Origin of the sequence: Microaerobacter geothermalis (assembly GCF_021608135.1) — a bacterium.
Lineage (GTDB): Bacteria > Bacillota > Bacilli > DSM-22679 > DSM-22679 > Microaerobacter > Microaerobacter geothermalis.
Genome location: NZ_JAKIHL010000025.1, coordinates 1 through 18,383, shown reverse-complemented (window position 1 = coordinate 18,383; position 18,383 = coordinate 1). Strand labels below are relative to the sequence as shown.

The following is an 18,383-nucleotide window of genomic DNA, read 5'->3' as shown; positions in this document are numbered from 1 at the left end:
AAGAAAGGAGGGTTTTTATGCTAAATGTTGCCGAGATGCTCGAAAAATTCCGCATGATCAAAAGTCAACTTAAGCAAAAAGGTTGGCGTGGGTATATCGTTGTTAATCCATACAAAGATTCTTGGATTAACGGCGATCAGAATGTGAGTATTTGGGAGCTTATTTGTGACGAGGATAAATTAGTCGTTTTCGTTGATGCAGAAAAAACAGATTGGAGCACGGTATCAAAAAAACATTTGGAATTGTTTGTTGAAAGGATTCAGGATCTTAGGCTCGACAACATGGAAGTTGGGGCACTAACTTCGAGACATATTAACAATCACGATACGATCTATTACGGGGTTGTTAATATTAATAACTTTGACAGGTTTGTTGGTGCTCTTGGTGAAAGGTATGCGCATACCCATCATGTAGTGTAAAGGGGGCTGAAGGGGGAAGGGGGAGGGGTATCCGGTGCTTAGCAATAATGTCACCCTATTCCTTTCCCAGCCCCCTAGTCCTCTTTGTTTATCACATCGCCTGTAAGGATATCAGTCCACAAAACGTCATCACGAAGAAGAGGTTCAGGATTATTTGCACTTTCGATTCGAATGTACCATTTGTCTAAGTCAATATCCTGCATTGCTTCAAGGAGAATTGGTAAATCTTCATCAGAATTTTGGAAGAGGAAATTCTTAAATTGCTGGTATAATTCTGAATCCAAGTTTTGAGGTACAGCGTTCTCAGGTACAGCAGGGAAACTGATTTTTACGTCTCGTCCGTAAACTTCAATTCCTTTTCTTGTCGTTCTAACATGAGAGAAACCATCTAAAAATCGAGATATCATTTTCATCATTGAAGCAGTTGGAACATAACTGGAACCACAAAATGGACATGTGTATCCGGCAAAGAAATCGGTTAGTTGGCTCTTAATAAATCCTGTTTCAGCCGGGAATTTGTTATGTCCTACATGGCAATTTTTCTCATTGCACGAGACACATCCGATCACAAATTTAGATTCATCCACGAACATCAACTCCTCATTAGGGGCTGGAATAGAGAGTCATACTTTGTGAACTTTCGGCATGAGCATTCCCAATTCCTTCTTCAGCCCCAAAAAAATCGAAGTAGATCAATCAAATTACTTTACTTTAGAAAGGAGACGTGCCTGAAATGGAAATCTTGAAAAAGCTGTTGAAGATGTTGAGAGAAACTGATCCAGAAACTTACTTTCACACGCTAAGGGTAACCAAAGTGTCTGCCGAAATTGGAGAATTGGTTAGATTGTCTGCAAGAGAACAAGGTTTGTTGAGATGCGGTGCCATGCTTCACGATCTTGGAAAATTGTTTGTTCCAAAAGTGATCTTGGAAAAACCCAGCGGACTGACAGAAGCAGAATATGGCATAGTAAAGAAACATCCGGAAACGGGTGTCACTATGGCAAAAGAATTTCACTTGCCCAATGAAGTATTAGAGATTATTTTGTATCATCACGAAAGGGTGAATGGGAAGGGGTATCCCTATGGTTTGAAAAGGGACGAAATACCTCATCTTGCAAGAATAGTGTCTATTGCAGATGCCTTTGATGCCATGACTTCGGATAGGCCATATAGACGACCGATGTCAACGGAAAAGGCTGTAAAAATTATTGAGGAGAATCTTGGGACCCAATTTGACAGCGAATATGGAAGTTTGTTTATTCAAAGTTTAGCAGGTGGTGGTAAAAAATGTTGGTTATCGAAAAAAGAGTCAAGGACAGCAATGTCATTCAACGAATTCGCAATGAATCGGGACACCTTTGTGAATACATTGATCCAGTAACAGGTGGGCGGTGTAACAAAGAAGCCCCCGGGGAACCTCATCATATCAGAACAAGAGGGGCTGGAGGAAGCGATATCCGGGAGAACCTTATTCAATTGTGCGGCGAACATCATCAAATGTTTCACGATGGCAATCTGGATCGTCATCATCTGATAGAGATCGTGGCAAAGCGTGAGGGAAAAACCGTTGAAGAAATTTACGATATGTTAAAGTTGCCGATGCCTGATAAGGCAGAAGAAATCAAACCGATGGAGGAACGGCCTCCCATTGAACAATTAATTCAGGCATACATACAACTGGAAGAGCAGGAACAGGGATGCCGATGGGCGAAAGGTCAGCTTTTGGATGCTGTACTGAATACCGGGACGAAAGTTACTTGGCTATCCAGTCAAATTGGAATCAGTACAGCTCAAATTAGAGAATTGGTCAAGGTGTATCGAGCGTTTCCTAACGAGGGTATGCGCATACCGGGATTGTCCTGGTATCATCATCGGGTGGCAGTCAACTCTTCAGCCCCTGAAAAATACCTTGCTATAGCAAATGATGAGGGATTATCAACAAGAGAGATGAGAAAAAAGATACTGGAAGATGAGGGAAAATTGGATACTGCTCAATCCGAAGAAGATAAGGACCAAAACGAAGCAAAAAAACTGTTGGAGAAAGTGGAAAAGTTTATAGCAAAAGGTGGTGAGTCTGCACACTGGTTAAGAGAACAGTTGCAGGCTATTTTTGTGCGGTAAAAAAAAGGAGGGATAAAAAAATGAGTGAGATTCAGGAACTGAAAAGCCATATAAAAAAATTAGAGTCTGTTTTCACTGCGGCCTTGGAGGAATTAGAAATAATTGAAGACGTGGATTACAACATACTCTCAGCAGACGAACGATTTGAATTCAACCAGATTAAGAAAATAAAAGATCGTTTGTGGACTCTACATCATATTCTGGAATACGTGAACATGTCTGTTACAGCTGAAGGAATTTTGTTCAAAAATGAAGCTGGCAGATATGCGCTTGATGAGTACACTTACTTTACTTGTGGTTCAGACATTGAGGTTCTTATTAAGGATGCCGATGGCGAAAATTATTGGGTAAAAACAAGAGTCGAGCATGACGGTGAGGATTATTATTTGGTTAATTTCCCTCAACTTTCGATGCTTGGGCTCTACGTACGAAAAAGGGGGTCAATGACCCCTACTTAAAGAAGTAGGGGCTTGGGATGACGATACCAGGCGAAAGCATTGACTAGACAAAGGCGAAAGCCTACGCCCTGATGGGCTACAAGCACCTCCCGGATGCACGCCCTAGTCTGGGGAAATGCGGCAGAATCGTTAAATGCCACGGCTATAAGCCTAAGCCTGTCAGGCATTGTCGAAGGGCACGAAACTCTGAAAGGAGGCACGAATACCGTGCAAAAAGTACCAGTGGTACATCAAGACGGAACACCACTCATGCCCTGCTCTCCTGCAAAAGCAAGAAAACTATTAAAACAGGGAGCAGCGGTCAAGAAGTGGACAAAAACAGGAATTTTCTATATCCAGCTAACTACCCCTACGAGCAAACATACACAGCAAATGGCGATGGGAATAGACCCCGGTGCTCATTATGACGGCTATTGTATCGCTACCAAAGAACAAATGCAATTATCAGGGATGTTGGTGGTCAAAAACAGAATCGCCAAGAAGATGGAGCAAAGACGAAATATGAGAAGAGCACGGCGGTTTCGTAAAACAAGAAGGAGACCCAAGCGGTTTACCAATCGCCTTCGTAAAGAAGGATGGTTGCCGCCTTCGATCAAGGCAAAGGTAGAGTTGAGAATTCGACTCATAGAATCCTTGCTAAAAATCTACCCGATCACCGATTTTGCCGTAGAGGACATGAAAGTAGACGGTAACCGGTTGAAAGGGGAGCAAGGTAGGCAGTATTACACATGGACGATGCTGGGAAAGAGCAAGTTGTATGCCTTTTTGAAGTCCCGTGGCAATCTCTGCTTGTATGACCCGGAGGATACGAGAAAAGCAAGAGAGATCAACAGATTGGAAAAGACCCACAAGAAGGGTGAACTTGTTTTTTCGTCCCAAGCGGTAGATGGGTTGGCGTTGTGTTGGTTGTTGTTGAGGACAAAGAATCTAGTTGTTACAACCTTCATGGCATGGCGTAGACCAGAGATGGCAAGACGGCAACTTCATGTCTTTCAACCCGCAAAAAGTGGTGTACGCAAGCCATACGGAGGCAGTTTTGCATTGGGATTCAAAAAGAACACCGTGGTTTGGTACAAAGGCAAACTATACCGAACAGGTGGCACAACCAAAGAGAGATTAAGCTTGCATTCGTTTGATTTTGAAAACAAGCGAGTAATGCAAAATGCCAAGCCGGAAGAATGCCAAAAGGTATTTCAACAGACATGGTTTGTTAAGAAAGTGAGTTAGACAAATTTGGAAACGAAAGGAGAGAAGGTGCATTCCTCTCCGACCTATAGAGGATCGGAGTCTCCTGCACCGATTAAGGTGAGAAAAATGGTATTAGTTTTGACAGAAAAGAAATGCAAGGAATGTGGTCTCAGATTAACCACATTTGAGGTCGAGGAAAAAAGAGGCCTTTGCATCAGTTGCTTTAAAGAGGGTAAAAAATCATGACGGGACCTACTCATTTGGTAGTTGCCATTACCGTCACAGTATATGCCGGTCAAACATCACCTTCAGCCCTTATTGTTGCAGGGATATCATCTTTGCTACCGGACATAGATGTCAAAAGCTCTCTGATTGGGAGGACGGTTCCTGTACTCCCCCGTATAATCGAAAATACGGTTGGACACAGAACGCTCACCCATTCAATATGGATGGTGCTCTTGTTGTCTATCGGCATTTATTGGCTGTATCCATTCTTGTTTATGCCGTTTATTATCGGGTATGTTTCTCACCTGGTCCTTGATATTTTGACAGGGGGTGTCTTTTTATTTTATCCGTATCGAAAAAGGACTGTGATATCACTGGGAATACCGCCCGTGTTCATCGAAGCATTGCTTCTGATGGGTATGGGTGTATTTTTTGCATTCAATTGGCAGGATTTCTTGGAAAGATTATTTTAAGGTGGTGATTTCATGAGTTAACCAGGAATGCTGTCCTAATGCTGTCCTGTTGTTCGGTCGCTGATAATCAAACAAAAATCAAAATATGAAAGGATGAAGTAAACCATGGAAAATCTGAAAGTCTCTGCAAAATCTAACCCTAAATCTGTTGCTGGTGCCATTGTTGGTGTAATCAAGGAATGCAAAGTCGCTGAAATTCAGGCCATTGGAGCTGGAGCAGTTAATCAAGCAGTCAAAGCAGTGGCGATTGCTCGTGGGTTTATTGCCCCCAGCGGCGTTGACCTGATTTGCACGCCGGGATTTGTAGACATCAAAATTGACGAAGACGAACGCACAGCGATGAAATTCACGGTCAAAGCGGTCTAATTATAAATTTTTAGCCAAGAAAACCTGTTGGCTTGCCCTGCGGAGCGTCAAAAAGGGTCCGTTTCCCCTTGAAGTTGGTAAAACGGACCCTTCTTCTATTAAAAAAATGTTAGGGAGGAAAGAATGAATGTCTGTATCTCTAAAGAAACCAATTACAATATTAATGTTGTTTGCATTGTTCATGATGTTTATGTTCACGTCTCCAGTTTTTGCTGAACATAACAATAGCCAAGATGAGTTGAAAATAGACCCTTTTGGAATATCAGAGGGGGATACCCAAGCTGATTTTGAAACATGGTTTAATAAATCACTAAACTGGATTATTGTTATAACCTTGGGATTAGCGGTGCTATCCGGTGCACTCCTTGCGATGTTTTTGAATGTTGCAATCGGGCAACGATCAAAGGAAACGGCCAAAAGCTGGGGTGGCGGAATTGTAATTGGTTTGATTCTGATTTCAAGCGTGGTTACGATCGTTAAAATTGTATATAACGCTCTTAAATTTTAGGTGCTGCCCATGCGTGCAAAGGTCCCAAAAGGAATCAAAAACGATATTCCATTGTTTTGGCTATCGAATGAGCAATGGATTATTTCAATTGTCAGTTTCATCGGTATCTTAATTTCTGCCTCTAGCGGACTTTATGAGATCATCCCCCTGTTTATCATAGCAGGGGGATATTTGATGTTCAGGAAAATCAATGGTGAAAGACCATGGATTGTATGGTGGCGAAAAATAAAATTCAGATTTCGACCTAAAAAAATCGTCAGAAAAGAGGTGAGAGGTTATTTTACGCTCAAGTAAAACCATCAATTGGGATGAGTATTTTGAAATTGAGGATGTTGAAAATGGAATGGTTGTGCTAAAAAATGGGGGATATCGAAAATATGTAGAAATTCACCCAATACCGCTCACCCATTGTTCAGAGAAAGAAATGAAGAATGTCTATTTTGGATGGCGTGAATTTCTGAACACATTGGAAACCGATATCATGCTCTATATTCAAAGCAGGCAGGTAGACCTGGACGCTGTCATGAAAGAGCAAAAGGAAAACCGTATCGCAATGATCAAAAAATATAATGCTCAAGGTTCTGTTACAGAAGAATTTCTCATTCATCAAGAAAATTTCAATTTGGAATTGATGGAATCAAGGAACTTGCCAGTTCGGAGGAATTTCCTGATTTTTCTTTTAAACGATCATTCTTTTAATTTTGAAAAAGCCGAAGACTTTCTGACAGACAGAATAGAAGAGTCTTTTCAATATATTCATCGATTTGTGAGAAGATACAACGTATTAAAAACGCCGGAAGTGTACGATATATTGCATGCCTGGTGCAATAAGACCCAAAGCAAGTACATTTCAGGTGCAGATATGTATGAGCAGGGCTTTTTAAATCTCTGGGTAAGGGGAGGGAACAATTTTGCTGTTCAAGGCTAAAGAAAAGCGTGAAGACGAATATAGACCTGTAACAGAATTTATCGAATCATTGGCTCCCAATACAGGGGATTTGAGTAATCCAAAGCATATTCGCATTGGTGACCGTTATATCCGTTCTCTCTATATTGACGGTTGGCCCTATGAAATTGATTTTGGCTACCTTCATCCATTGGTAAGCTTCGCCGGGGATATTGACTTCGCCCAGTATATTTCTCCAGTGGAAAAAGAAAAAATGATCAGGTGGCTGACAGATCGTATCGAGGGCATAGAGTCGAAATTGATTGAACGCGCAAAACAGGTTTCAAGCCGTGGAGTACGAGCGAAAAGGGATGAATTGGCACTCCTTGACCAGCTGAGGGCAGACATCGAAAACAACCGTGACAGGATAATCTATTTTGATAATTTTGTTACGATAGCGGCTCCATCTATTGATGAATTGGAGAAAAAAGTTGATCGCCTCATGGCAAAATTCGGCGGAACAAAAGACCATTTGAAACTGGCAGATGATGAGCATGATTTGATGTGGAAGGCGGTTAGCCCCCTAGGGATAAAAACGAAACATGCTTGGAAAGAGATGAACCTGGATGCTGGGACAAATCTCTATCCTTTCACAATCTCCGATTGGCCCCATGAAAAAGGGCCCCTGATTGGACTAAACTATGACACGGGCTCCCCTATCTTGTTTGATGGATTTAACAAGGAGCATGTCAAGAATTATGGCATTGCAATCATAGGGGTATCGGGGACAGGAAAAAGTGCGATGTTAAAAAAAATCTTGGCCGGAGAAGTGCGATACGATATATTTCAGGCGGTACTCGATCAGGATAATGAATTTCGCAAAGCCATCGAGACACTTGGGGGAGTGTACCTTCCAATTAACCGACACACCGATTTGCGTTTCAATCCAGCAGATATTGAAGAAGAATATAACCATGAATACGGAAAATCAATTGTTGATCTAAACGGAAAAATAGAGGATATGACTAATCTTGCTTCCTTTATGGCTGGACTGACGGACAACAAAGAAGACAAAATCATTGAAGCCTACATCGACAAGGCATGGAGAAAAGCATACGCTGCAAAAGGTATTACCGAAGATCCAAACAGCCTGTATGAAGAAGGCTTTTTTGATGAGAATACAAAGAAATTTATCAAGCGAAATAAAAAGCTTCCTCCTCGCTTTTCAGATTTTTATCATATCTTTTGTGAAATGGCCGAAGGTATCCCGGAGCTGAAAGGAACAGTGATTTCCTTGGAACGATATACTGCTGACGGGACTCTCGGCTTATTTGATTGTTATACAAATGTTGAATTGGCAGAAGCCCCTTGTATTGGATTTGGCATGAAAGAGTTGAAAAATTCCCTCCTTCGTCCCATTGCAAATATTGTGGTCATGACGTATCTGGAAAATCGCTTTATTAAGAAACGGTCGGAAGATGAAGGGAGCCTATTCAGAATCATCGCCGATGAGTGTCAGGAATTTTTGGATAACCCTTATTCAGCCAAAGCCCTGGAAACATTTTTTAGACGTTTTCGGAAACGTAAAGGCGGACCCATTGCCGCTACACAAAACTTTCAAAAGTTTTACGAGAATGAGCATGGCCGTGCGATTGTCCAAAACAGCGACACGAAAATCATATTTGGGCAGCATGAGGGTGATTTAAAATACTGTGCTGAGATGTTCAATCTCACAGAAGGTGAGGTTGAATTTTTATCCCTTGGGACGGAACATCATGCGATCATTAAGCAGCCGAAGTACAGTTGTAGAAGTGTGACCCAATTCTCTCCATGGGAACAAGAAATCTTTTTCCCTGAACATGGGGGGTGACGGAATGCTAAAAAAGGTGATTGTGTTGACCCTATTGATCACTTTGATTACTGGAGCAGGCTTGGCCTCCTTTGGGGTGTACAAAGCCGATGCCGGGGGTTTTTCTTTTCTTGGCAAGATTGGCGGTATCGGAAAAATATTTAAAGGGGGGTGGTTTGGGAAGGTCAAGGAAACAGGAAATACTGTGTCGGAGAAAGTGAAAAAAATATATCCATACGCCAAGTGGGGTTCGATCGGACTTTTAGGGGCGGATATCTTTTTCAATGATGCAAACTTTTTAGGAAGCAGTTTAGGATATGTGTTTGAAAGGGTAGCAGGGTTTTTAAGTTTTATTATTCCCCCTCCACAGGAGTTGATTTATAACTATAAAACCACCTATGATGCAGAGGGAAATCAGATCGCTGAATTCAAAGGAAAAGATCAATATGCGTTTTATATTTTCCCGGAAAGCATTTGGGAAAAAATGAAGGTTGCGTATTATTTTATGATGGCTATTTTCTGGTCGGCTTTAGTCATCATCATCATATATCAAGCAAACCATCTGATGTTTCCAAGAGGTGTACAGGATAGAATCACTGCGACAAGCGTCCTTGTTACAGCCGTCTTAACGGGATTGGCTGTCTTTTTTATCCCGTATTTGATTGGAATATACACGGATATCAGCATGTTTTTTACCGCTCTTTTTGCGAATATGGTTGATCCAGAGCTGGCACGAATGGGAATTTTGGGGTATGCAAATGAATTGCAAGACGGACTTACTCAAGCAATTGTGAAGTTGATTGCACTTTCCCAGATGGGGATGATATTCTTCATCTACTTTATGCGGGCGGTTGCTATTCTCAGTCTCTTCTCGTTGTTTCCTATCATTGCAGCCCTTCAAAACTTCCCGTCAAAACGCCACCTATTCAGCATGTGGAATCGGGAGATGTTGGCCAATATCTTCATCCAGCCCGTTCATGCGTTCATGTACAGTTTTGGATTTCTGTTTCTTACAAACGCCTCCGACAATGAAAAAATCGGTTATTCAATCATCATCTTGCTAGCTGTTATACCGGCTGGAGCCATCGTCAGGGAAGTATTTGGATCATACAGCATGGCCCAAGAAGGGGCAGGCTGGTTAAAGTCAATGTTTCTTGGGGGTCTCGGAATCACAGGAATGCTGGCAACCGGGAAATTAGCAAAGCATACCTTTCAGGGGGCAAGAGATGTATACTCAAACAATCTTGCCTATTCTCAAACGGGCGCTCAATCGGGTTTTGGAACCACTTTGCGTAGAGGATTGAATTTTAGTGCGGGGGCAGTCGGTGCATTGGCTGGAATAGGGCTTGGGGGAATGTCTGGAGCAAAGGGAGGCCTTATGACAGGAAAGGGACTTGCTAATTTTGCAACCAAAAAAATCGATGGAGTGGTCTCTTCCCCTGCTGTCCAGGAAAAAGTCCATACAACATTGTCCAGATTACCTTTTTTAAACCAGGATTACCACAGGGAAAGGGCAAAGGTGTTTAAAGACTTTCAAAGTCTCCCTGAACAGTTTGTCCAAGGACAGAAGGATGAAGAACAATCTGTAGCTAAACTTAGGAGTTTGGATGGACGTTTAAATCCTGTATTTAAAGCAAAGCAAGAATACTCACAAGCGAAAAGCCGCCTGGATGCAGCAGAAAATACAACAGAAGCGTTCGACAGAGTGAAGGCCCAAGATATACTGCAAAAACATGGCGAAACGTACAAAAGAGTTAGACCCACTCTTTTAAATGCTCATAGCATGTACGGAGATGCAAAAGCCAAATATGCTAAAAGCTTAAAAAACTATAACGCTCTGCCTCAGCATGCACCGGAAAAACAGATGGCCAAAAAGCAACTTGTTGGGGCGTATAAAGAGATGCAGGCACAAAAACAAAATTTGAATCAGGTTTATCAGGATAAAGGGTTGCAAGCCATGACCAAGGACGGCTACCGATATCACACCCCGATCGGACGGTATTTGGATTCGGATTTTGAAGTAAAACAGGCAAAATTCCATCTTCAAGAGGCTGAATCAAGATACGGAACCTATGAACAATTGGAGCAATCCTATAATGATGCCGTCAGCGACTTTCATCAGATTGCTGTTAAACAGGCTGATCTAAGCCAAAGGAAAACAGAGGTTGAGCAGATTGTCGGAAGGAAAATAGAGATTCCAAGCGTAAATCGCCAGTCTGTACCCATCAAAAACTATCGTTTGGAACCGGTATTTCTTCCTTCGGAAAGCCATTCACCAGTGAATCAACAACAAACACAAAAAGGTAACAGAAAGTCTTTGGTCAAAGAACACTCTATAGAGAAAAGCAATCAAAAGATAGACCCAGCCTGGTTTTCCGATCCCGTTACAGACAAACAGTCCTATACATTGAAAACCATGGGAATACCTTCAAATACAGTCAAAAATAAGGGGGAAGCCCACCTGTATATTTCCGGTCAGAAGAAATGGCAGGGATAAATATGGATCAAATAAAAAAAGTTGGGCAATGGATTGCGAAATTACTTTTGCGATACATTGCCCGTATGTTTTTTGTTCTAATCAGCAGTATGATTCCAATTATTATTCTCTCTATTTTTGTTTTCCTGATTCTTGACTCTATGTTTAATCAAACTGGGGCATTGAACTTCACAGGCAGAGATAATTTCAATATCACCATTGGTCAGGAAATCAAGAACATGTACGTAGTCAAGGCAGACGAATGGAAGGAGGGGCTGACAGAAGAAGAAATAGAACAGGTCTATCAATATAACCATGATCTGTCATGGGCAGTCCCGGCGGCTATAGATAAGCTAGCCTATAACTTTGAGGATGAATCCAAAAGAGAGGAATATCTAAATAGGACATATGAGTTTGTTAAGCCAATATTTGAGTTTAAAGACTCAACCATTACGACTACAACAGTTACAACTGACGAACAGGGAAATAGGGTTACAGAAACAGATACCGAAACGATCCGGTTGATTACCCGTGCAGAAACGTATATTGGCACATACAAGTACTATTACAAATGGATGACTGAAACTTCCGGGAACACAACGACAAAAAAGGAAGTATTAGATACAGTTGAATCTGACGTGAACTATAGCAAGGTTAAAGAGGCATTGAAGTATTATGGCTTGGAAAGTGAAACTAATGTAGATATTGTCATTTTTCAGGCGTACGCACTGGATAAAAATCTTGTGGACCCGAAAGTAAAAACATTGCTCCCAAAATCCATGTGGAGCCTGGTAGCCCGGTCGCCGTTCGGGATTGCGCCACGAAACCTGGAAGGCCGCATTGACTTATATGCGGTGTTGCCCCGGCAAACGCCAACAGGATATATCGACAAACTAAACGTGAACATTCAAGCCTATGACCAGTCGTGGAGAGTCGATCAAGACAGAACAGAAATAGGAACGCTACCACGCCGGGGGAGCAATTTCCGATTTGGGACCTTGGCGGTATCAAAAAATAACCCTTATGGCCTTGATTTGGGAATGAAATTATATATCCCCGGCTATGGGTATGGGGTAGTAGAAGAATATAGCGAAAACATTCGAGATAGACTCATTGAGGATTCAACAGGTGAAGAAATCGCCAGTTTTATCTCTGTTTTCCCGGCTCTAGCCGATTGGTTTTATGATTCCGTAGTAGGAACAAACAAAGATGATGTGGTTTATCTCTTTATGGGAGATTCAGACGAATATGAACCTGACAAGCTTAGAAAAGCCCAGGTGGAGATTGGACGGTTTTGGCAAACGCTGTATGCCGAAAGTGAGGCATACATTTTCCCGCCCGATTATGAGGTACCGATGCCGCAAATGGAGACAGCAGGGGAAATTTTTTTTGACGGGAGCACTTGGCCTGTTACCAGCGGATTTGGTTACAGAGAAGACCCTTTTACAGGAGAGAGATCATTTCATGCCGGACAGGATTGGGGACTTCCTATCGGCATTCCTATTTTGTCGATCAATTCAGGGATTGTCGAAGTCTCACGAAATTCACAGACAGCAGGGAAATTCGTCCGTATCCTGCTGGATACCAAAGCGATAGAAGGAAACAGGAAGGTAGACATCAAAGTTCGCTATTTGCACATGTCAGCCCTTGCTGTTAGAGAAGGTGACAGGGTAAACCAAGGGGAGATCGTTGGCTTTGTTGGAAGCACCGGAAGAAGTACCGGTCCCCACATGCACATGGAAGTGTGGGTGGACGGAGAACCAAGAGATCCCCTGAATTGGATTGAGTTGATTAAATCTGACGGGGTGATCGATATTTACCGTGAACAAGGAACGTTTGAAGGAGGAAGTATTGATGATGAGGATTAACATTTTGGTTGTTTTTCTATTGTTACTGTTAGTTTCAGGAAGCGTATATGCGGAAGGGACAGGTAATATAGGTGGGACAGAAATCAAACCGCAAGTGAATATTTCCGAGCTGTTTAATCAAGAGGTGAAACCTGACGACTTTTTAAAGTGGATAGACAGAAAGTTAACGGAGCTAACCGCTTTTGGGCAAGAGTTTATTTCAACTGTAGCACCGAAATTATTGGGCATTGGTGGCCCGGCATTAACGATTGTATCCTTAATTTTGTTTGCCATTGGAGCCAAGAAGATATTAAAAATTATTTTTTCGATGGTAGCGTTGGCCTCTTTGGGGGTATTTCTCACTTTTTACGGAGTACCGCTTTTGCAAACCTTTATTAAATGGATACAGTCTTAAGGGGGGAGTTCAATGCGACTGCTGTTAGCTACCGGTTATGAAGAGTTGGACCAACTGGTAAGCGAATTTAAAGATATTGAAGTCACGGGAAAGGCGATCCACGCCGAACAGATCCCTAAGCTGGCGCAAGAAACCAAAGCGGAAGCAGTCATGTATTCTGAAACGTTGCCGGTCTCGAGAATAAAAGGAGAAAAAAACGTTGGGGCTGAAACGAACATCATAAAGGTTATTGAGCAATTACGGGATGAACATATTCGGGTGATCATGCTGCTGAATGAAAGGCCCACTGGGCACCCCTTTTTGGAAAAATTAATCAACCTTGGAGTGTTTGATTTAATTATGGGTGAGGCGGTCAGCATTGAAGAAATTGAAGAAGTTATACGGAATCCCCGAACAAGAAAAGATGTCAAGCATTTAATCGTGGAAAAAGAACAAGTGTCTGATGACAAATACCGGGCAAAAGAAATAAAAATCGAAGAGCAGAAGGAAGAAAAGAAGAAAATATTGCCCAAAATAAATATATCTATGCCGAAGATCACAATGCCTAAGATACCATTTCACTTACTGGCCAAATATGCCCCCGCTACCCTTGTCCAGCCCAAAATCATCGCCGTTGGAAGCTTGCATCCTGGAGCGGGTTCAAGCTTTTTTCTCTACAATTTCACCAGGTGGTTATCCAAGCAAAAATTATCCAGTGCAATTCTTGAATCGTTGGATGATCAAGAAACGTGGTACCACATCGTAAAACGTGAAAAAAAGCCTCATGAAGAGTGGATGAGTTGGCATGAATCCGTTCAAAACGGGCAGGCCATTATGAAACCGCAATACTGGTATATCGGAAAAACGCTTTTTATCCCGCACAAGGGAGTCAAGAAGGATTCGTTTACCATTGAACATGCCAGGGAATTGATCCACTTGGCAAGGCAGAGTCCTTTGCTTTTCGTGGATCTTTCTCATGATTGGGGGGATGTCGTATCACAAACGACTTTACGGCAATGTGATGAAGTATGGCTTGTTTCCCATCCGAATCCAGCGTTTTTGGCAGCGCAGGAATACAGAAAACAAACGCTTGATCATATCATTGAACGGATTGGCGAAAGAAGATTGCTGTTTATTGGGAACATGTGGGGAAAAGCAGTGAACATTGAGGAAATCCCCATCCGTCCTTTTGTGACCATCCCTTATTTTGAGTCAAATATCAAAGCGATGATGAAGGGCCGTCCTTTGTCAGACAGTGAATTAGATTCGGTGTTTATTAATGTATATAAAAGATTGCAGGAAAATAATTTAGAAATGGAGGAAATTTCCTGATGAGTGTAAAGTTTAGATTACAGGATACCCAAAAAAGTCAAACCTTCCAACTAAAAGAAGTAAATTTGCCAAAGTTTGCTGAGCCGCCAAAAACACACCAAAACTATAGTAGAAACAGAAAGAAAATCGTGGCGGTCGCAAGTTCCGGAAAAGGAGGGACTGGGAAATCAACAGTAGCTGTGCAACTTGCAATGCTTTTTCAAGAGCGGAATCAACGTACTGTGTTGGTAGACATGGATATTCCTCATGGTGATATTGCAACGATGCTGAAATTATCCGATGAGCGTTGTCTGACGGATTGGGTGGGAGTGCCCAAAAATCTGAATGAGCACCAGATTCATAATTTGTTGTTAAACTCTGCAAATGATTTAAAAGTACTGCCCTCTATTCGGGCAATAGAGGAACAAGAAAAAGTGAATCGTCCCGAATTTGTGAGAAAGCTGATGGACCATTTGAAAATATTTGATGTGATCGTGGTAGATACGGGACCTAATCTGGAGCCAATGACATTGGAAGTATTGTTGCTATCTACAGATATCCTTTTTGTCACTGAGCTGTATGAACCTGCTCTAAACAACATATACCGGGGAAAAGAAGAATTCAAAAAAAAGAATGGGGACCCTCATAAAATCAATGTCATTGTCAACAAAATGAAGAAAAAGAGCAACGGAATTTATCACAGTGTTCAAAGACTGACGGGGATCTCCAATATATCCTTTTTGCCGTACGTCGAAAAAATGCCGGAAATGACTGATAAAGGCTTTTTTCTTGCTTTAAAAAAGAAGAACCATCCATACGTGAAAACATTATTGGAGTTGGTAGAAGATATTTCTCCCAAAGTGGATCAACCCTTGTCCTTATACCCAAAAAGGAAAGGGTTGTTTAGTTGGATTGGGGGGAGGTAATTGATTTTCGGATTGGCAGTGTATCATCTGTTTAATGTGTGGACGGATGTGAGATATCGAAAAACGAAAAACATGTGGCATTTACTCTTTCTTCTGATTGGAATGGGGGCATATTACTTCCAGCCCTCCGTCATCTGGTGGCGGCCATGGGTTGGAGCCATCATCACTTTGCTTTTAGGACTGATCTTTGAGGGGATGAAGTTTTCCTCTCCAGGGGATACAAAAATGCTGATCGTCAGTGCAATATGGATAGGGACCATTTTCCCAAGTCTATCGGTTTACCGGGTGGTATTGGGAGTGGTTCTTTTTCATTTGTCTTTTTTCTTTGTATTCTCTTATATTTCGCTGATAAAAAAGAAAGGACTCAAATATGCTTTGAGAAGCCAAATTCTTAACTTAAAGGCGATGGTTTTAGGTTTGCCTTTAAGCAATGAAAAGGTTGTTGAGAGATTTCCAGGAGCCATCACAATTGCTCTTGGGAGTCTTTTTTATTACTTTCTGATAAGCGGGGGTGCGTCTTTGTGAATTTATCTCAAAAATTAAGTGAAAATCAAAGTGAAGCAAAAGGGAAAAAGAAGTTTGAAGACCGAGACATCAAGAGACTTTTAGCCAACTGGAACGGTCGCTATGTCTTAAAAACACAGTTTGGACAGACGATATCAGCCGAAATGATAAAAGAGTACAAGATTCAAAAAGATCACCCGGAGACCAAACGGTTTGTACTCACGGTGAACCGGCTTTATCGCTTTTTGTCCCTGGAAGGGCTGGATGACCGAATTATTCTCACTTGTAGCGTTAAGCCGGATTCGTTAGAAGAATTCATGCAGTTTTCAAAAGAACTTAGTGTGATTGAGAAAAAATTGGAGCAGGTGGTGTAGAATTTGGCTGGAAGTCTGTTTCTTTACAACGTGTACAAGGACCCGCCGAATCAGGATGTAAATCTCTTAATCACTCGAACCCAAAAGACCCTTCCTGGCTGGATACATGTGCCTGAACTCGCCCCCGATCCAGCCCTTTACAACGACTTTTTGAGATGGCAATGGGAGAAATTATGGCCAAGAAAGAAATGGAATGAGTATAAAGAAAGATATATCCAGGGGCTTAAAAATCCATCAACCGAACGGTACCTGAAAGGACTTTTGAAACGGTTAATGGAAGGAAAAAACGTGGCAGTCGGATGTTATTGCCACGATGAAGATTATTGTCATAAGCTCCTGGTTGGCGATTGGATTTCTGCTTTTGGAATCGAGATCATTCACGGGAGAGATATTCGTCCAAAACGGGAAGCAAGAGCCATTGTTCCCGATGGACAACTTTCTATATTTGATGCGTTCGAGGGGAGGAATTATGGGTGAACAGTGCGGTTTTGCATAAGTATCAAAGGAGAATATATACGTTGATTTATTTCGTTCTGACAATGGAGGCACTTTACATGATTTTATCTTTGCTGAAAGAAGAGTCTGTTATTCTTAATACCTTAAAATTGTCTGTTGTGTTATTCGGAGGAATTGCATTGTTTGCCACCATCTGGACGGAAAGGCGTTTTAAAAAATGGAGACAAAACGGAAAGAGGATTTCCGAAAAGATAGGTTTGAGACGAATTATCATTTTTGAAAGTGATTTAATCCAAAAGGAGGGGTATGAATCTTATGAACTTCATCATCAGCCCCAAAGTTTTCTCACAGGATTCAAATATGCCTTCCAACCGAAACGACAGATCATTGAAAAGATGAAAAAAGAATTACAAGAGGACTACGAAAAATTGGATTCTTGGGCAAAAGAACGAAACGTGTTCATATTCACCACCACTCATCCCAAGATGGCGAAACTGTGGGAAGAAACTTCTAAACCGTATTTTCGATTCATTTCAAGCTATGACTGTGCTGATCCTTGGGTAGAAATGAATCTGCTCCAATGGGTGGCGGCCACTTTTTCTACCACTGGTAGGATCGGTTTTAGTCCGCCAAAACAGTGGGAGACATATTATTTGGACAGGGGGGGAGGAAAATTTTAAAGAAAATATTTTTGGTGTTATTGCTTATGGGCGGTCTTTTGTACTATTTTGAGACTGTCAATTATACCGAATATGCACCGGGACCTTTCGTGGAACAAAAACAAATAATCTCTAAACTATTTTAGAAATGGGTGATATAGATGTGCAAAATGTTAATATCGATTAATCCAGAGTATGTCGAGAAAATCTTTAGCGGAAAAAAACGATATGAATTCAGAAAGGTCCGCTTCCGTTCGGATGTAGAGAAAATGATTATATATTCTACTGCTCCAGTTCAAAGGATTGTTGGCGAGGCTGAAATAGTAGGTATCATTGAAGATGAACCAGAAAAAGTATGGAAAATGACAGCGGATTACTCTGGTATAGATAAGACTTTCTTTGACTCGTATTATCGGGGAAAAGATAAGGCGGTAGTATATAAATTAGGAGAAATAAAAAAATACCAAGAACCAGTGAAACTATCTGATTTTGGTATCAATTTTGCTCCACAATCGTTTATCAATACTTAGCAGAAGACTCCCATCTTCTATAAGTGGGAGATGAATGCTGACTGATTACAAACAAATGTTCCATAACGCCTTTTCTTATGATATAATCATCATAGGAAGAGGAGGTGAAACGATTGAAACTAACGCTTAAATTCTACCCACGATGGACCGGTCAACAAGAACAAATCATCGAAGAATTATCCTTTCATACCACTAAACTATACAACATTGCCAACCATCAAAACCGTGAAAACCAATATAAATCATACCATGCGCTCGAAAGGGAACTGAAATCCAATTGGCATAGGGAATATCTCCATTCGCATACCTATCAACAATGTCTAAAAGTTCTCGAACAAAATTGGAAAAGCTATTTTAAAGCGTTGGAAGACTATAGGAAGAACCCAAATAAGTATAAAGCGATGCCTCAGCCC

21 protein-coding genes and 1 pseudogene are annotated in these 18,383 nt (G+C 41.5%); 21 read left to right on the top strand and 1 reads right to left on the bottom strand.

Annotated elements, in window-relative coordinates:
- Window positions 1-17: 17 nt before the first annotated feature.
- A complete protein-coding gene (locus L1765_RS10185) occupies window positions 18-419 on the top strand; it encodes a hypothetical protein (protein WP_236406904.1) in 402 nt (133 codons plus the stop codon).
- 74 nt (window positions 420-493) lie between these two features.
- Here the strand turns inward: L1765_RS10185 and L1765_RS10180 are convergent, their stop codons facing one another.
- On the bottom strand, window positions 494-1,006 hold the full coding sequence (locus tag L1765_RS10180) for a hypothetical protein (RefSeq protein WP_236406902.1): 513 nt from the start codon (window positions 1,004-1,006) through the stop codon (window positions 494-496).
- 146 nt (window positions 1,007-1,152) lie between these two features.
- Here L1765_RS10180 and L1765_RS10175 point away from each other — a divergent pair, with 146 nt between their 5' ends.
- The 20 genes and pseudogenes from L1765_RS10175 to L1765_RS10080 all read left to right on the top strand — a co-directional run.
- Window positions 1,153-1,800, top strand: a complete 648-nt coding sequence (locus L1765_RS10175) for an HD-GYP domain-containing protein (protein ID WP_236406899.1) — start codon at window positions 1,153-1,155, stop codon at window positions 1,798-1,800.
- The gene (locus L1765_RS10170) at window positions 1,707-2,540 is read left to right on the top strand and encodes an HNH endonuclease (protein ID WP_236406897.1); all 834 of its coding nucleotides are present in this window, start codon (window positions 1,707-1,709) and stop codon (window positions 2,538-2,540) included. The genes L1765_RS10175 and L1765_RS10170 overlap by 94 nt, the downstream gene beginning before the upstream one ends.
- Window positions 2,541-2,560: 20 nt before the next feature.
- Complete coding sequence (locus tag L1765_RS10165) at window positions 2,561-2,998, top strand: DUF5348 domain-containing protein (RefSeq protein ID WP_236406894.1); 438 nt, start codon at window positions 2,561-2,563, stop codon at window positions 2,996-2,998.
- 207 nt (window positions 2,999-3,205) lie between these two features.
- The gene (locus L1765_RS10160) at window positions 3,206-4,225 is read left to right on the top strand and encodes an RRXRR domain-containing protein (protein WP_236406891.1); all 1,020 of its coding nucleotides are present in this window, start codon (window positions 3,206-3,208) and stop codon (window positions 4,223-4,225) included.
- 203 nt (window positions 4,226-4,428) lie between these two features.
- Entirely contained in the window at window positions 4,429-4,884 is a 456-nt protein-coding gene (locus L1765_RS10155) for a metal-dependent hydrolase (RefSeq protein WP_236406888.1), read from the top strand.
- Window positions 4,885-4,989: 105 nt separating this feature from the next.
- Window positions 4,990-5,250 carry a stage V sporulation protein S gene (locus tag L1765_RS10150; protein ID WP_236406886.1) on the top strand — a complete coding sequence of 87 codons (261 nt, stop codon included), beginning with the start codon at window positions 4,990-4,992 and terminating at the stop codon, window positions 5,248-5,250.
- Window positions 5,251-5,377: 127 nt separating this feature from the next.
- Complete coding sequence (locus tag L1765_RS10145) at window positions 5,378-5,758, top strand: hypothetical protein (protein ID WP_236406885.1); 381 nt, start codon at window positions 5,378-5,380, stop codon at window positions 5,756-5,758.
- 349 nt (window positions 5,759-6,107) lie between these two features.
- The gene (locus tag L1765_RS10140; RefSeq protein ID WP_236406882.1) at window positions 6,108-6,686 is read left to right on the top strand and encodes a ubiquinone biosynthesis protein COQ9; all 579 of its coding nucleotides are present in this window, start codon (window positions 6,108-6,110) and stop codon (window positions 6,684-6,686) included.
- Window positions 6,670-8,514, top strand: coding sequence for a VirB4 family type IV secretion system protein (locus tag L1765_RS10135; RefSeq protein WP_236406880.1), 1,845 nt, complete (start codon window positions 6,670-6,672; stop codon window positions 8,512-8,514). Before L1765_RS10140 ends, L1765_RS10135 begins: the two co-directional genes overlap by 17 nt.
- A 4-nt stretch (window positions 8,515-8,518) precedes the next feature.
- Window positions 8,519-10,990: a hypothetical protein gene (locus tag L1765_RS10130; RefSeq protein WP_236406878.1), complete on the top strand. Its 2,472-nt coding sequence runs from the start codon at window positions 8,519-8,521 to the stop codon at window positions 10,988-10,990.
- Window positions 10,991-10,992: 2 nt separating this feature from the next.
- Window positions 10,993-12,837, top strand: a complete 1,845-nt coding sequence (locus L1765_RS10125) for a peptidoglycan DD-metalloendopeptidase family protein (RefSeq protein WP_236406875.1) — start codon at window positions 10,993-10,995, stop codon at window positions 12,835-12,837.
- Window positions 12,824-13,231: a hypothetical protein gene (locus L1765_RS10120; protein ID WP_236406872.1), complete on the top strand. Its 408-nt coding sequence runs from the start codon at window positions 12,824-12,826 to the stop codon at window positions 13,229-13,231. Before L1765_RS10125 ends, L1765_RS10120 begins: the two co-directional genes overlap by 14 nt.
- 12 nt (window positions 13,232-13,243) lie before the next feature.
- Window positions 13,244-14,542, top strand: a complete 1,299-nt coding sequence (locus L1765_RS10115; RefSeq protein ID WP_236406870.1) for a P-loop NTPase family protein — start codon at window positions 13,244-13,246, stop codon at window positions 14,540-14,542.
- A complete protein-coding gene (locus L1765_RS10110) occupies window positions 14,542-15,447 on the top strand; it encodes an AAA family ATPase (RefSeq protein WP_236406867.1) in 906 nt (301 codons plus the stop codon). Before L1765_RS10115 ends, L1765_RS10110 begins: the two co-directional genes overlap by 1 nt.
- Window positions 15,448-15,972 (top strand): hypothetical protein, encoded by a 525-nt coding sequence (locus L1765_RS10105; RefSeq protein ID WP_236406865.1) that lies wholly within the window; start codon window positions 15,448-15,450, stop codon window positions 15,970-15,972.
- The gene (locus tag L1765_RS10100) at window positions 15,969-16,325 is read left to right on the top strand and encodes a hypothetical protein (protein ID WP_236406863.1); all 357 of its coding nucleotides are present in this window, start codon (window positions 15,969-15,971) and stop codon (window positions 16,323-16,325) included. Before L1765_RS10105 ends, L1765_RS10100 begins: the two co-directional genes overlap by 4 nt.
- A gap of 3 nt (window positions 16,326-16,328) precedes the next feature.
- The gene (locus L1765_RS10095; protein WP_236406861.1) at window positions 16,329-16,802 is read left to right on the top strand and encodes a DUF488 family protein, N3 subclade; all 474 of its coding nucleotides are present in this window, start codon (window positions 16,329-16,331) and stop codon (window positions 16,800-16,802) included.
- Window positions 16,803-16,879: 77 nt separating this feature from the next.
- Window positions 16,880-17,461, top strand: coding sequence for a hypothetical protein (locus L1765_RS10090; protein ID WP_236406860.1), 582 nt, complete (start codon window positions 16,880-16,882; stop codon window positions 17,459-17,461).
- Window positions 17,462-17,610: 149 nt separating this feature from the next.
- Complete coding sequence (locus L1765_RS10085) at window positions 17,611-17,970, top strand: ASCH domain-containing protein (protein WP_236406858.1); 360 nt, start codon at window positions 17,611-17,613, stop codon at window positions 17,968-17,970.
- A gap of 104 nt (window positions 17,971-18,074) precedes the next feature.
- Window positions 18,075-18,383 (top strand): annotated as a pseudogene (locus L1765_RS10080) (RNA-guided endonuclease InsQ/TnpB family protein); the annotation flags it as partial.

What these genes read in the sequence shown, in the direction of transcription:
- L1765_RS10115 (WP_236406870.1), top strand. Translation starts at nt 13,244, where the DNA reads ATGCGACTGCTGTTAGCTACCGGTTATGAAGAGTTGGACCAACTGGTA.
- L1765_RS10120 (WP_236406872.1), top strand. Translation starts at nt 12,824, where the DNA reads ATGATGAGGATTAACATTTTGGTTGTTTTTCTATTGTTACTGTTAGTT.
- L1765_RS10090 (WP_236406860.1), top strand. Translation starts at nt 16,880, where the DNA reads ATGATTTTATCTTTGCTGAAAGAAGAGTCTGTTATTCTTAATACCTTA.
- L1765_RS10175 (WP_236406899.1), top strand. Translation starts at nt 1,153, where the DNA reads ATGGAAATCTTGAAAAAGCTGTTGAAGATGTTGAGAGAAACTGATCCA.
- L1765_RS10170 (WP_236406897.1), top strand. Translation starts at nt 1,707, where the DNA reads ATGTTGGTTATCGAAAAAAGAGTCAAGGACAGCAATGTCATTCAACGA.
- L1765_RS10145 (WP_236406885.1), top strand. Translation starts at nt 5,378, where the DNA reads ATGTCTGTATCTCTAAAGAAACCAATTACAATATTAATGTTGTTTGCA.
- L1765_RS10165 (WP_236406894.1), top strand. Translation starts at nt 2,561, where the DNA reads ATGAGTGAGATTCAGGAACTGAAAAGCCATATAAAAAAATTAGAGTCT.
- L1765_RS10085 (WP_236406858.1), top strand. Translation starts at nt 17,611, where the DNA reads ATGTTAATATCGATTAATCCAGAGTATGTCGAGAAAATCTTTAGCGGA.
- L1765_RS10110 (WP_236406867.1), top strand. Translation starts at nt 14,542, where the DNA reads ATGAGTGTAAAGTTTAGATTACAGGATACCCAAAAAAGTCAAACCTTC.
- L1765_RS10155 (WP_236406888.1), top strand. Translation starts at nt 4,429, where the DNA reads ATGACGGGACCTACTCATTTGGTAGTTGCCATTACCGTCACAGTATAT.
- L1765_RS10150 (WP_236406886.1), top strand. Translation starts at nt 4,990, where the DNA reads ATGGAAAATCTGAAAGTCTCTGCAAAATCTAACCCTAAATCTGTTGCT.
- L1765_RS10185 (WP_236406904.1), top strand. Translation starts at nt 18, where the DNA reads ATGCTAAATGTTGCCGAGATGCTCGAAAAATTCCGCATGATCAAAAGT.
- L1765_RS10125 (WP_236406875.1), top strand. Translation starts at nt 10,993, where the DNA reads ATGGATCAAATAAAAAAAGTTGGGCAATGGATTGCGAAATTACTTTTG.
- L1765_RS10130 (WP_236406878.1), top strand. Translation starts at nt 8,519, where the DNA reads ATGCTAAAAAAGGTGATTGTGTTGACCCTATTGATCACTTTGATTACT.